We start from the raw sequence: 13,347 nt of genomic DNA, 5'->3' as shown, positions 1-13,347 counted from the left end.
TTCAGGGTCAGAACGTATAGTTGGCTTTGACCCAAAAGCGTCGGCCGTCTTCGGCATAGGAATAATCGGAGTCCACATCCTGCTCCCTGACCTGATTGGTCAGGTTATAGCCGACCAGGCTCAAGGAAAGATCCTGGGTAGCTTGCCAGGTGGCGCCCATATCCACGGTAGTGATGGCTTGCTCGCTTTGTGACACGGCGCCGCCCTGACCCCAGGCAATGCTGGTTTCTTCACCGCGATAGCTGACGGTGGCGAAGCTGGAAACCGAGTCGATGATTTGCCAGTCCAGCGTCGCGCTGCCAGAGTGCTTGGGCGTGGCTACCAGAGGCTGGCCCTCGGCCAGTGGGTAGCCAAAGCCTAGAATGGTTGCCTCGCCGCTCGACACTTTGGAGTGCAGGTAGGTGTACTCGCCCTTGAGCTGCACCCGGTCGTTGAAGCGATAACGGGCAGCGGTCTCGATGCCGCGCACCGTGGCACCGGTGATATTGAAATAGGTGCTGTAGATGCGCCCGGTGATCGGGTCTGCGGGTACCGGGCTGCCGTCCGGGTAGTACAGCTGGCGGGTGCCGGTGTTGGCGATCTTGTTTTCGTAGTCGGTGTCGAACAGCGTGACATTACCGCTGAATTTTCCACCGGCGTCGTAGTAAAGGCCGATTTCGCGGTTTTCGCTTTCTTCCGGTTTCAAATCCGGGTTGCCCCAGGTGTAAGCACCACCGCGTTGCGGCAGGCCGATATTGGGGTTGGTCTGGGTGATGGTCGGCGACTTGAAGCCCTTGGCCACGCCGCCTTTTAGCGTCCAGTCCGGATTGAGGCGCCATACGCCGTAAAAGCGTGGTGTCCAATGGCGACCGAAGAACTCGTTGTCGTCCATGCGAATACCGGTGGTCAGGCTGAAGCTGTCAGTCATGCTCCATTCGTTCTCGGCGAACAGCGATTTTTCTGTCATCGAAGTGCCAATCCCAGCACCCTGCGGGCTGGCGTAATAACCGTCTGCCTCCAGCTCGTCTTTTTTCCACTGGGCGCCGGCAACAAATACGTTGCGGTCAAACGGCAGGCTGATTTTGCTTTCGAATACCGAGTTGGTGACTTCAGGCGTGACGCTCTGATTGCCGGTCTGGACATCGCTGGCGCGGGTCGCTTCTTCGCGATACAGGCTGATATCGGTAGTACCGAAATCCCAGTTGCCGGTGTGGGCCAAAACATAAGTATCGCGGGTGTACTGGTTGTTGTTTTTCGCGGCTGTAGGCGCCAGGCTTTTGCCCGGGTTGTTCCAGAACTCCTGCTCGGTGCGGCCGGCTTCGAGCATGAACTCCTGTTGCTCATCAGGGGTCAGCCACAGGCGTGCGGTGCCGCTGTGGCGGGTCGATTTGGAGAAGCCGTTGAGGATTTTGTCCTCGTCGCGTTGCTTGTCGTAGCCCCAGAGCTGAATGCCGAGACGGTCTTCGACCAGCGGACCGGACACGTACCCGTCCAGTTGCGTGCTGTCACCTGCTTTGGAGCTGTCCTGGAAGGTGTGGTCCGCGGATACCGAACCTGACCATTGCCGCGCCACTTTGCGAGTGATGACGTTGATCACCCCGCCCAGTGCTTCGGAGCCGTAGAGCGTGGACATCGGGCCGCGCACCACCTCAATACGATCAATCGCTTCGACGGGCGGTATCCAGTTCATGCCCAGGCCTTCGGAGGTGCCGCCCTTGAGCGTGACCTGGCTGGTGTTCTGGCGACGACCGTCAATCAGGATCAGGACGTGGCTGGACTCCATGCCGCGAATGGAAATCTCGCCCTTGTCACCGCCGATGATGCTCACGCCTTCAACATTGCGTACCGCATCGGCGAGCGAGCGGAACTGCTTGTTTTCCAGCTCTTCGCGGGTGATGACCGAGATACTGGCGGGGGCATCGCGCACGTCCTGGCTGAAGCCCGAAGCCGTAACCACCGTTGAGCCGACCTCCAGTGGCGCGGCATTGGCCGTTGCCCCGGAAGGTTGTTCTTCTTCATCGGCGCAAACTGCCGTCAGGGGCAGGCCAAGGCTGACCAGTGCGGTAAAAATAGCCAGAGGCTTGCGGGCAAAAGGAGAGGGGGCAACGGTGCTGCGGCGGTGGCAGTTCATAAACAGCGTTCCTGGGATTCTTGCTATTGCGCAAATGAAAATAATAAGCTGTCTCAGTTGCGTTTCTTGTTTGCGAATGTTGCCAGCTCAACCTGACCGGAACCTGACGAGCCCCTGTTGATTTCCCCCTGCGCCGTTTTTTATCGTCGTGGCTGACCTTTTTGTGGATTGAAGTAAATGAAAGTGCTGGTTGTTGAGGATCACCGGGCACTGCGCGGTTTGCTGATCGAGCATCTGGTGCAGGCCGGATTTGCCGTGGATGGCGCCGAAGATGGGCGCACGGCCCAGGCTTTGCTGGAAGTCGGCAGCTATGACGCGATGATCCTGGATCTTGGCTTGCCGGACATGGACGGGATGTCACTGCTGGCCATGCGTCAGCACAGCGCCAATGCCGATTTGCCGTGCATCATCCTGACTGCGCGGGATGCCCTGCAAAGCCGGGTCAACGGGCTGAATGCAGGCGCGGACGACTACATTCTCAAACCCTTCGACATGCAGGAACTGGAGGCGCGATTGCGCGCAGTCTTGCGTCGCCCCGGCAGTCGTGTGAGTACCCTGTTGCGTTGCAACAACCTGGCATTCGAACCTGAAACCCGGCACTTGAGCGTTGATGGCAACACCCGGATAACGGTGCTGGCCCGGCGCGAAGCCATGTTGCTGGAAGAAATGCTGCGCATTGCACCGCGTATCGTGATCAAGGAGCAACTCGAAGAGAGGCTTTATGCTTTCAATGAGCCGGTGACCCTCAACGCCATCGAAGCGCTGGTCTCGCGGTTGCGCCGCAAGCTCAGTGAGGCGGGCGCCCATAGCCGCATCGAAACGGTTCGCGGCTTGGGTTATCGCCTGCTCAGTGTCGATAACCGGGCATGATTAAACGCAGCCTGCGCTGGCGCCTGCTGACCGCGTTGCTGTTGGTCTTTGCTCTGGGTTTCGGCAACCTGGCGATTTACCTGTACGGCACCCGCGACGAACTGCGCCGCGGGGTGATGACCATTGAAGCGCAGGTGATTGCCGATGGTTTTCGGGTGGACAGCGACCCTGCCAGCCTGCCGCGCCAGTATGCCGGTGGCGAACTGTCTTATTCGTTGTACTCGGCCGATGGTCGATTGTTGTGGAAGTCCGAAAACCTCAAACATCCCCGTCGGCTCAAGCAGCCAGGTGCGAACCCGGGCTGGATGCGCTGGAGCGCTTTCAGCGGGCGGGTGGTGAGCGTGCCGGTGGAGTTGCCCGACGGTGCCATATTGATGGTGGCCAAGCAGGATAATCTTGAGCGCGAAGTGATTGGCAACCTGCTGGCGGCCCGCTTGCGCCAGAGCCTGGTGATGATGGTACCCATCGGTTTGCTGTCATTGGGCCTGATCCTTTTATTGCTGCACTGGACCTTGCGTCCGGTGCGGGTGGCGGCCAAGTTGGCGCGCAGTATCGGGCCGGCAAACCCAGAACAACGTATCCCGCTGGACAACCTGCCGAGTGAAATCCAGCCCCTGGCGGCTGCGGCCAATACGGCGCTTGATCGTTTGGCTGCGGCCTACACTGCCGAACGGCGTTTCGTGGCCGACGCAGCCCATGAACTGCGCACGCCGTTGACCGTGCTGGATTTGCGCTTGCAAGCAGCCCGGCGCACAGGGCAGGTCGAGTGGCCTGCGCTGGACATGGAAATGCGCCAGATGCGCCGTTTGGTGACTCAGCTACTGGAACTGGCGCGTCAGGAAGGCGAGGCCGCCCAAGGCCATAACGGGCAGCAGCGCACCCATCTCTCGCGTCTCACTCGCGAAGTCTGTGCCGCGCTGTTACCGCTCTTTGAGGCCAGTGGTCGGGTAATCGAGGTGGATATCACCGCAGGTTGCGAATGCCGGGGCAATCCCGATCAGTTGCGTGAAGCCTTGGGCAACCTGCTGGAAAACGCGCTGGTCCACGGCATGGGCACTGTTCAGGTGACCCTGCGCAGGGTTGTCGGGCACTTGCAGCTGGAGGTCAGCGACCAGGGGCAGGGTATTGCGCCAGAGGAGCGCGAAGCCATGTTCCTGCGCTTTCGCAAGGGCCGGCAAAGCAGCGAAGGTACCGGGTTGGGGCTGGCGATTGTGCGTCAGATCGTGCAAAACGCAGGTGGTCATGTAGCGTTCGTACAGGCGCCAAACACCACCATCAGGGTCAGTTTGGCCGTTGCTCAATCGTCTGTTCCTGAGCGCACATGTGCAGCCAGTTCATAAACACCTGCAAGCGCTTGGGCACCACATTGAGCGGTGGGTGCACCAGATAATAATCATAGTGACCGTACTGCCTGAAACCGCCAAAAGGCAGCACCAGTTCGCCGCGATCAACACGTTTTTGCACCAGTTGCTGGCGCCCGATGGCGATCCCCGCGTGGCTCATAGCGGCCGTGACGCACAGGTCCGAACGGTCGAAGGTCAGGGTACGTTTGGGCAGTGCCGCGAGCAGGTTGTGTTGTTCGGCCCACAGGGTCCACTCGGCATCATAGGCGGCATGGTCCCAGGCCAGGGAGTCGTGCAGGGTGGTGCAGTTACTCAGGTTTTGCGGGTTTTCGTGCAGACGGTGGCGCTGCGCATATTCCGGGCTGCACACCGGCGCCATGCATTCGCGCATCAGCCGCTGGCTGGTGAGGCCGGGGAATTCGCCGTTGGCGTAGTACAAGGCCAGATCTATTTTGCGTGTGCGAAAGTCGACATTGTCATTGCCCACGCGCAGGTCCAGTGAGACCAGCGGATAGCGCTCGATAAAGTCGGCCAGCCGGGGCACCAGCCAGCATTGGGCCACCGATGGCCTGGCATAGAGCGCAATGGCTCCGGCAATTTCTGGCTGTGACGAGCGTTCAAGGGCTTCGGACAATTCCCCCATCGCACTTTGCAGAATTTCGAAAATTCGCTCGCCTTCGTCAGTCAGGCTGACCTGGCGGGTAAGGCGCTGGAACAGCTTCATATTCAACGCCGTTTCCAGCCGGCTGATGCGGTGGCTGACGGCGCTGGCGGTCAGGCAAAGTTCCTGCGCAGCGCGGGCAAAACTCAGGTGTCGGGCGGCCACCAGAAAGGTATGAAGGTTGGCGAACTGGCTGCTGTTGAGCCGTGAGCTGATGCGGGGAGGAAGATTAAGCACGGTAGTTTGCCCTCAAGCCAAAGGCCGACTTCTTGCAGAATGTGGCAATGAGTCCATCTTGCCACATCCGCTTTACGCCTGAGTCAGCCCAGTAACTCACGACCCTTGGCCAGATAGGCGTCCATCTCGGCCGCAGGCACCATATTTCCTCCCGTTGCCCACACCAGATGGGTGGCGTTGGCCATGGCCTGCGGGCTCAGGCCAGCGCGGGCCAGATAGCCTTGCTGCTCGCCCAGTACCCGGGCAATACCTGGCACACCTGCCAGTGCGGAAGGCTCAAGGCGCAAGCCTTCACTGCGTTCCATCAGGGCCAGCAGGCTGTACATTTCCTCGTCGCTGACGGTGTAGAAGCCGTCGAGCATGCGCTGCATGGCCTTGCCGACAAAGCCGGAAGCGCGGCCCACGGCGAGGCCGTCTGCGGCGGTGACGTTATCGATGCCGAAATCCTGCACGCTGACTTCGTCGTGCATCCCGGTGTACACACCCAGCAGCATGCAGGGCGAGTGGGTCGGTTCGGCGAAGATGCAATGCACTGCATCACCAAAGGCCAGCTTGAGGCCGAAAGCCACGCCGCCGGGAGCGCCCCCCACACCGCAGGGCAGGTACACAAACAGGGGATGCTGGGCATCCACGGTGATTTGCGCCGCGGCGAACTGCTGTTTCAAACGCTCGCCGGCCACTGCGTAGCCGAGGAACAGATTGACCGAGTTTTCATCGTCGACGAAATGGCAACTGGGGTCGGACTCAGCCTGCTGGCGACCCTGGGCCACGGCCACGCTGTAATCGCTTTCGTACTCCACCACCGTCACGCCATGGGAGCGCAGCTTGTCTTTCTTCCATTGCCGGGCATCGGCCGACATATGCACGGTCACTTGAAAGCCCAGCGCAGCACCCATGATGCCGATCGACATGCCGAGATTGCCGGTGGAGCCAACGGCGATTTTGTACTGTCCAAAAAAGGCCCGGGCCTTGTCGCTGTGCAGCAGCGCGTAGTCGTCGTCGAGCTTAATCAGGCCACCGGCCAGGGCCAGGTCTTCGGCATGCTTGAGCACTTCATAGATCCCGCCGCGGGCCTTGATCGAGCCGGAGATGGGCAGATGGCTGTCGCGCTTGAGCCACAGCGCGCCATTGAGGCTTTGCCCGTAACGCTCGCCGAGCAACGGCTGCAAATGCGTCAGGGGCAGGATGTCCGACTCGATAATGCCAGCACTGCCCTCTGTCTCAGGGAAGGCAACCCGCAGGTAGGCAGCAAACCGCTCAAGGCGTGCGCTGGCATCGGCCACGTCGGCACTGCTCAGGCCTGTATCGCCAAGCGCCTGCGCCACCGGTGCCACCCCGGGGTTGAACCAGGTGGTTTCTTGCAACGCGACCAGTTCGCGGATCAGCGGGAAGCTGGCGCACCAGTTTTCAAGTGTTCTGCCCAAAATCATGGCGGGGTCCTTTAAACGATAAGTCTGAATATACGGTTTGAATCAAACAAAGCGCGACAGCAGCAGGGTCAGCCCCAGCGCGATCGATGAAGCCAGTACGGTGGCGGTGGTAAAGGTTTTCAGGGCGTCGGTCAGGGATACACCCAGGTACTCCTTGACCACCCAGAAGGCCGAATCCGTGACGTGGGTCCAGCCCATGGCTCCGGCACCGATGGCGATGCAGATGATCTCCTTGCTCACGGTCGGGTGAGCTCCCAGCATAGGCAATACCATGCCTGCGGCGCTGATCATGGCCACTGTTGCCGAGCCGACCGCGAAGTGCATCAAACCAGCCACCAGCCAGGCCAGCACGATGGGGTTCATATTCAATTGGGTCAACGAGGCGGACAGCGCGCTACCCACGCCACTGTCGATCAGAATGCCATTGAATGCCCCACCGGCACCGATGATCAGCAGGATACTGGCCAGCGGCGGAAAACTTTTTTGCGTGTAAGCCAGCAGGTCGGCCATGGTCAAACCGCGGCGCAAGCCCAGTGCCCAATAAGCGAATACCACGGCAATCGACAGTGCGATCAGCGGGGTGCCCATAAACGAAATCACGCTGAATGCGGTGGATTCATGGGGCAGGCCGGCAGCGAAACTTTTACCGACCATCAGCAGCAACGGCAGGGCGATGGTCAGCAGGGTGACGCCAAGGCCTGGCAGGTCGCGGGTTTTGCTGTCTTCGCAATGCTCGTTCAAAAAAGCTTCCTGAGTGGCTGGTGCTTCGGTCTTGCACACCAGTTTGACCCACAGCGGCCCGGCAATCATCGCGGTCGGCAGCGCGACAATCAGACCGTACATGATTACTTTGCCGACATCGGCGCCCAGCATCCCGGTGATCGCCATCGCAGCAGGGTGTGGCGGCAACATGCAATGCACCGCCATCAGCGACACCGCCAGAGGTACGCCCAAGTACAGCAGGTTGATGCGAGTCTCTTTGGCCACTACATAAATCAGCGGAATCAGAAGCACGAACCCCACCTCGAAAAACACCGGGATGCCTGCGATAAATCCGACGAGCATCATCGCCCACGAAGCGCGGTCCTTGCCCAGGGTGTTCAACAGGGCCTGAGCGATGCGCTCCGCACCGCCGGACTCCTCCAGCATCTTGCCCAGAATCCCGCCCAGGCCAATGATCGTTGCCAGAAACCCGAGGGTTCCGCCGACACCGGCTTCATACGACGAAGCAATTTTTACCAACGGCATGCCTGACCCGATTCCCACCACAAAGCTCGCAGCGGTCAAGGCCAGAAAGGCATGAACGCGGACTTTGACGATAAGGAAAATGATCAGCGCGATGGCGCAAAACAACACCAGCAAAAGAGTGGGACCGCTGTGCATGGGAGGTGCTCCGGGAAGCGCTTTTATTGTTGAAATAAGTGATCGTCGTCACTTTGCTTCCGGCAATTAGAGGTTACATCTCCGTAGGCTGACAAAGGATGGTTTTTCACGGGACAGATGATGTGGGGTCATCTGTTGGAGGGTAAAACAGGTGGGAGCGAGCCTGCTCGCGAAGGCTTTAAGAGTTTCGCGAGCGGGCTCGCTCCCACAATTGGATATGCGTGTCAGAAATCCCAGCGAGTGGTCAGCATAAAGTTGCGCGGCTCGCCATAAATCGCCGAGTTATAGAACCCGATATTGGTGTAGTAATACTTGTCGAACACGTTGTTGACGTTAAGCGTGGTCGACAGGTTTTCCGTGAATTGATAACGGGTCATCAGGTCCACCACCCAGTAGGGCTTTTGCGAGAAGTCTTCGTACCTGTCCTTGGGGCCGTTGAACATCTCTTGCCAGGCCGTGCTCTGCCAGCGTGCACCACCGCCCACGGAGACTTTGTTGAGGTCGCCCTTCAGTTTGTAGATGGTGTAGAAGCTCAGTTGGTCTTCGGGTTCGAAGGTCGAGATCTTTTTACCGTTGTCATCGCGTACCACCTTGTGCGTGTAACCGGCCTGCAGGCTCCAGCCCGGGCTCAGCTCGCCGGATATCTCCAGCTCGTAGCCCTTGGTTTTAGCCGCAGTGCCCTTGAAGGCATAGTTGGGCGGGGTGGGTTGCAGGTTGTTCCAGGCATCGTCGGGGATGGGACGGTTGCTTTCCTTGACCTCAAAATACGCCAGGCTGGCGTTCAGGCGGCCATCGAAGAACTCGCTCTTGAGGCCGATCTCGTAGTTTTCACCCTCGTCTGGGTCAAGCATTTTGCTGTTGCGATCCAGGTTGTAGAACTCCTGGGGCATGAATACATCGGTGTAGCTGGCATAGGCCGTCAGGTAATCGGTCAGGTCATAAGTAATGCCCGCATAGGGAATCAAGCGTCCTGTTTCGCGATAGGTATTGGTGGTGCCCGTAAGGGTGTAGTCGACCACCCGTCCGCCCAGAAAAACTTTCAGCTCATCTGTGACATTCAGGCGCGTGGTTGCATACATGCCGGTCTGGCGCACGGTGTCATCGCTGATTTGAGATGCGTTGCCCCAGTCAGGTTTGGCCAGATGGCCGTCCCAGTTGAAGTAATCCACCAGATTGGGGGTGGAGAAGGTCACGTCCCAATAGCCTTTGCCTTTCCAGTTGGCGGTACTGATGGAGCCGCCCAACACCAAATCGTGTTCACGGCCGAGAAACTCGTAGGGGCCGCTGACATAGAGGTCGGCCGCGTCGCTGGTGGTTTCGCCCTTGTAACGTTGAGCATTGATATTGGCGGTGCCATCAGCCGCAGGCTGGTTGAACTGAATCGCTCCCAGCTGGGCATCGTAGCCATTGATCTTGTGGTCCAGTTGCAGCTTGCCCACCCAACCACTGCCCAGGTCCTGTTCCAGGGTCGCGAACACCGTGCGGGTGTATTGCTGCCAGCTGCTCCAGTCGGTGGCATTGCTGAATGAGCGTTTGGCGCTGTTGATCTCGCCCGCGTAGTTGTACAGCGGGAAGCTCCCCGACCAGGTGGAGCCCTGGGGTTTGTTGTCCTGATAATCGGCGCCCACGGTCAGCAAGGTGTCTGGCGTCAGGTCGACTTCGAGGATGCCGTAGAACACCGAACTCTGGTTGGAGTAGCGGTCGATATACGATTGCCGGTCCTGATAGGCCGCTACCGCACGACCGCGCACATTACCGGTTTCGGTCAATGGGCCGCTGAGGTCTACTTCAGTCCGGTAGTTGTCCCACGAGCCTGCGCCTGCGGTGATATGGCCGTGAAAATCATGGGTGGGTTTTTTACGCACCAGGTTGATGGTGCCGCCCAGGGACCCCGCCCCGCTGAGCAAACCTGAAGCGCCCTTGAGTACCTCGATACGGTCATAAATAGCCATGTCGCTCAGGGTATTACCCGCTGAATAGGCAACGTTGCGTACGGCGGAGGGGATGCCGTCGTACTGGAAGTTGTTGATCGAAAAACCACGCGAGTAGTAGTTGGTGCGGTCCGTGTCGTAGGCCGAGACGGTAATGCCCGGTGTATGGCGCATCACGTCGTCAACATTGTCGAGGGCGAAGTCATCCATATGCTGGCGGGTGATTACGCTGATCGATTGCGGCGTTTCCCGCGGTGTGAGCACCAGGCGAGTGGCCGTGGCGATAGCGCCCGGCGTGTAGGAACCGGTGCCTTCGGTAACGGTACCCAACTGGTTGGTGACAACTTGAGTGGCCCCCAGCTCCAGCGCGGCCTCACTGTTGCTGGCGACCAGTACATAACCCCCGTTGCTCTGGCGCTCGGCTTGCAACCCGCTATTGGCAAGCAAGCGCTCCAGGCCTTCCTCGACGCTGTATGAACCTTCAAGCCCGCCGGTCTTGAGGTGACGGGCCTGTTCGGTATCAAACGAAATCGTAACCCCAGCCTGCACACCAAACCGGGTCAGGGCGCTGCCCAGAGGGCCAGGAGCAATCTGGTACTGCGCCTGGCTTTGCGCTGCGGCCTGGGCCGGTAGCAGCGCCAGACCGGACAGGCTGGCGAGGGACGCGCCAAATACCGCCAGGCGCACAGCGCGGGCTATTTTGGTGGTGGTATTGAGGGGGAGCGGGGGCATTCGATGATCCTTGCGTGGTCATGGCACAAACGCGCTGTAGTCGCGGCTTATGTCATTGACGGATGAGAATCTAAATCAGCAAGGTTAAAGTTCAAACCATTTGCACCTGAGCTTATGCCGGTTCGATGCTGGCCCAGTAGCGGGTGAAGAAACGAACGTTGACTGGCAGGGTTTTACCCAGATTCTCCAGCACCGTATCGGTGTCATCGATACGAAAGGCCCCCGAGATGCGTAAGTTCTGAACGGCTGTTGCACAACGCAGTACGCCCGGACGGTAACGGCCCAACTCCTCGATAAAATCGCCCAGGCGCCAGTCGTCCACGCTCAACATGCCTTGTACCCAGGCGGTTGAGGCCGCAGGCAAAGGCTGAACCCTGCCGATTTCATTGCTATCGAAAGTGACTTGTTGTCCGGTCTCCAGACGCAGGGGCTGATGGATCAGCTCAAGCGGGCGAATTTCCACGGCGGATTGCAGCACCCCGACTCGCGTGTGCTCGGGCAATTGGCGCACGCTGAAACGGGTGCCAAGGGCGCGCACGCTGCCGTCCTCGGTCTGCACGATAAAAGGACGCTGCTCAGGATCCTTGGCGGTCTGAATCAAGATTTCACCCTGGTGCAGACGAATCACGCGCTGTTTGGCGTCGAAGTGGATATCCAGCGCCGTGTTGGCGTTCAGCTCCAGTTGTGAGCCATCCTCAAGGCGCAGCGAACGCCGCTCACCGACGCCGGTACGCTGCCCCGCAAGCATCGAGCGATAGGGCACCTGCTCGGCCGCCAGCCAGGTACCGCTGCCAACGGCCAGCAGCATGCCAAGGATTTTCAGCACATCACGGCGTTGGGTTTTCGCGGCGTCGAGGCTGGAGAGAGCGGCCTCCTGGGGCATCAATGCCCATTGGCGCTGGAACCTCTCAAGCCGTGCCCAGGCCGCTTCATGTTGTGGGCAGGCTCTCAACCAGGCCTGCCAGTCCCGGGTGCGAGCCTCGTCGGTGGTGCCGTCATTAAGTTGTACATACCAGGTGGCAGCAGCCTCCAGCGCCTTGAGATCCGGGGCAGGGGACATCAATTGTCGACCAGCAACAGGCAGCGGGTCATGGCGCGAATCAAATGATTTTTCACCGTGGTAACCGACACCTCGAAACGCTCGGCGACGGCCACATAACTCAAGCCTTCGAGCTGCACGGCGAGGAAAATTTCCCGCGTTCTGGGGCCCAGCTCATCGAGCAGGCTGTCGATCGAAATCAGCGTTTCGATAATCGACAGGCGTATTTCTGGCGAAATATCCACAGGCTCGGGCTTGAGTGCCAGCGCCTGCAGATAGGCTTGCTCGATGGTGCGGCGGCGCACTTTGTCGATCAACAGCGAGCGGGCAATGGCGCTCAGATAACCACGGGGCTCCCGAATGGGTGTGTCATGGCGTGCAGTCATGACCCGCAGGAACGTGTCCTGGGCCAGGTCGCAGGCATCCGCCGTATTGCCCAGGCGCACGCGCAACCAGCCCTTTAGCCAACTGTTGTGATCGCTGTACAACCGATGAAGAGCTGAAGGGTCGAGCGCCGACATAATGATGCAACCAAAATGTAATTGGTAATCGATCGCATTATTGTGATGGGACAGTATTTATGCAAGGGGGAGGTTCATTGGAGGGGGGGGCGGACAGCGATAATACTGCTGGAGATAGAGTCGTTCGGGTGCACAGGGTGTAACACAACTCTAAGCCGATCGCGTTTTTTGGTGTGTAGTGTGTGTATTTTCCGATTGCACCATTTTTCAATGGTGTGTAGCGTACACACAATGCGTGGTGATCAAGTGCGAAGTCGGGAGCTTATTGAATTATTGGTGGCAGATGGATGGTTTGAGATCGCAATCAAGGGAAGTCACCATCAGTTCAAGCATCCAGCCAAAGCGGGTCGGGTAACGGTTCCACATCCCAAGTCAGAAATTGCCAAAGGGACGCTGCACAACATTCTCAAATCCGCAGGTCTCAAGGGAGAGTTACGGTCATGAAATTTCCAGTGGTCATACATAAAGACGCAGATTCCGAATTCAGCGTAACGGTGCCTGATGTGCCAGGCTGTTTTTCTGCCGGGAGCACTTTTTCGCAAGCGCTGGATAACGTGCAGGAAGCATTGGCTTTGCATCTGGAAGGCATTGTTGCGGACGGCGGCGAGCTGCCGCAGGGCAAGGACGTGGATGCCCACCTGGAGAACCCGGATTTTGTCGGTGGAATATGGGCAATCGTTGACTTCGATTTGACGCCTTACCTCGGCAAGTCGGTTCGGTTCAACGCTTCTTTGCCAGAAAACCTGTTGCAGCGCATTGATGAACGAGTGAGCAGGGACCACCGCTATGCATCCCGTTCGGGGTTTCTAGCAACAGCTGCATTGCGCGAGCTGAGCGTTCAGAATTTTTAATCGGCTCAAGACCATCACCATGTGGTGCTCTTGAGTCTTCTCCAAACCCTGAAAACAAAAAAGGCCCACCTTTCGGTGAGCCTCTTCTGGTGTTGCGTATGGTGCCGGCACCAGGAGTCGAAAAATCGGACTTTTTTAATTCAATACAATGAGATAACAGCTATGGTTAATCTGCTATACCCCTAAAGCTACCCTAAGATTTTGCAGTTTTTTCGCTAGGGATTATTCCCATAGCAGGT

The 13,347-nt window shown here is 58.7% G+C and carries 11 protein-coding genes; 4 read left to right on the top strand and 7 right to left on the bottom strand.

The features are described from left to right. Window positions 1-7: 7 nt before the first annotated feature. Complete coding sequence (locus GHN92_RS01865) at window positions 8-2,110, bottom strand: TonB-dependent receptor domain-containing protein (protein ID WP_153379210.1); 2,103 nt, start codon at window positions 2,108-2,110, stop codon at window positions 8-10. Between the two features lie 177 nt (window positions 2,111-2,287). On the opposite strand from GHN92_RS01865, the gene GHN92_RS01860 reads away from it, so the two are divergent. Both GHN92_RS01860 and GHN92_RS01855 read left to right on the top strand, forming a co-directional pair. Further along, entirely contained in the window at window positions 2,288-2,980 is a 693-nt protein-coding gene (locus GHN92_RS01860) for a response regulator transcription factor (protein ID WP_095000754.1), read from the top strand. Beyond that, window positions 2,977-4,320: a HAMP domain-containing sensor histidine kinase gene (locus GHN92_RS01855; protein WP_095000755.1), complete on the top strand. Its 1,344-nt coding sequence runs from the start codon at window positions 2,977-2,979 to the stop codon at window positions 4,318-4,320. The genes GHN92_RS01860 and GHN92_RS01855 overlap by 4 nt, the downstream gene beginning before the upstream one ends. Here GHN92_RS01855 and dsdC read toward each other — a convergent pair. The 6 genes from dsdC to GHN92_RS01825 all read right to left on the bottom strand — a co-directional run bounded on the left by dsdC (window position 4,262) and on the right by GHN92_RS01825 (window position 12,257). After that, entirely contained in the window at window positions 4,262-5,221 is a 960-nt protein-coding gene (gene dsdC / locus GHN92_RS01850) for a DNA-binding transcriptional regulator DsdC (RefSeq protein WP_095000756.1), read from the bottom strand. The two genes, GHN92_RS01855 and dsdC, sit on opposite strands and share 59 nt — an antisense overlap. An 83-nt stretch (window positions 5,222-5,304) precedes the next feature. Further along, window positions 5,305-6,651 carry a D-serine ammonia-lyase gene (gene dsdA, locus GHN92_RS01845; protein ID WP_153379207.1) on the bottom strand — a complete coding sequence of 449 codons (1,347 nt, stop codon included), beginning with the start codon at window positions 6,649-6,651 and terminating at the stop codon, window positions 5,305-5,307. Between the two features lie 42 nt (window positions 6,652-6,693). Beyond that, window positions 6,694-8,034, bottom strand: a complete 1,341-nt coding sequence (locus GHN92_RS01840) for a gluconate:H+ symporter (protein WP_153379205.1) — start codon at window positions 8,032-8,034, stop codon at window positions 6,694-6,696. Between the two features lie 224 nt (window positions 8,035-8,258). After that, on the bottom strand, window positions 8,259-10,697 hold the full coding sequence (locus tag GHN92_RS01835) for a TonB-dependent siderophore receptor (RefSeq protein WP_095025192.1): 2,439 nt from the start codon (window positions 10,695-10,697) through the stop codon (window positions 8,259-8,261). Between the two features lie 112 nt (window positions 10,698-10,809). After that, on the bottom strand, window positions 10,810-11,757 hold the full coding sequence (locus GHN92_RS01830) for a FecR domain-containing protein (RefSeq protein ID WP_153379203.1): 948 nt from the start codon (window positions 11,755-11,757) through the stop codon (window positions 10,810-10,812). Beyond that, window positions 11,757-12,257 carry a sigma-70 family RNA polymerase sigma factor gene (locus GHN92_RS01825; protein WP_095000762.1) on the bottom strand — a complete coding sequence of 167 codons (501 nt, stop codon included), beginning with the start codon at window positions 12,255-12,257 and terminating at the stop codon, window positions 11,757-11,759. The genes GHN92_RS01830 and GHN92_RS01825 overlap by 1 nt, the downstream gene beginning before the upstream one ends. Window positions 12,258-12,503: 246 nt before the next feature. On the opposite strand from GHN92_RS01825, the gene GHN92_RS01820 reads away from it, so the two are divergent. Both GHN92_RS01820 and GHN92_RS01815 read left to right on the top strand, forming a co-directional pair. Beyond that, entirely contained in the window at window positions 12,504-12,701 is a 198-nt protein-coding gene (locus tag GHN92_RS01820; protein ID WP_095001086.1) for a type II toxin-antitoxin system HicA family toxin, read from the top strand. Further along, a complete protein-coding gene (locus GHN92_RS01815; RefSeq protein ID WP_095025194.1) occupies window positions 12,698-13,108 on the top strand; it encodes a type II toxin-antitoxin system HicB family antitoxin in 411 nt (136 codons plus the stop codon). Before GHN92_RS01820 ends, GHN92_RS01815 begins: the two co-directional genes overlap by 4 nt. Window positions 13,109-13,347 lie beyond the last annotated feature (239 nt).

The organism is Pseudomonas sp. FSL R10-2964 (genome assembly GCF_009600035.1).
GTDB lineage: Bacteria > Pseudomonadota > Gammaproteobacteria > Pseudomonadales > Pseudomonadaceae > Aquipseudomonas > Aquipseudomonas bubulae.
Note: the sequence above shows the minus strand (reverse complement) of the source record. Positions and strands in the feature narration are given on the sequence as shown.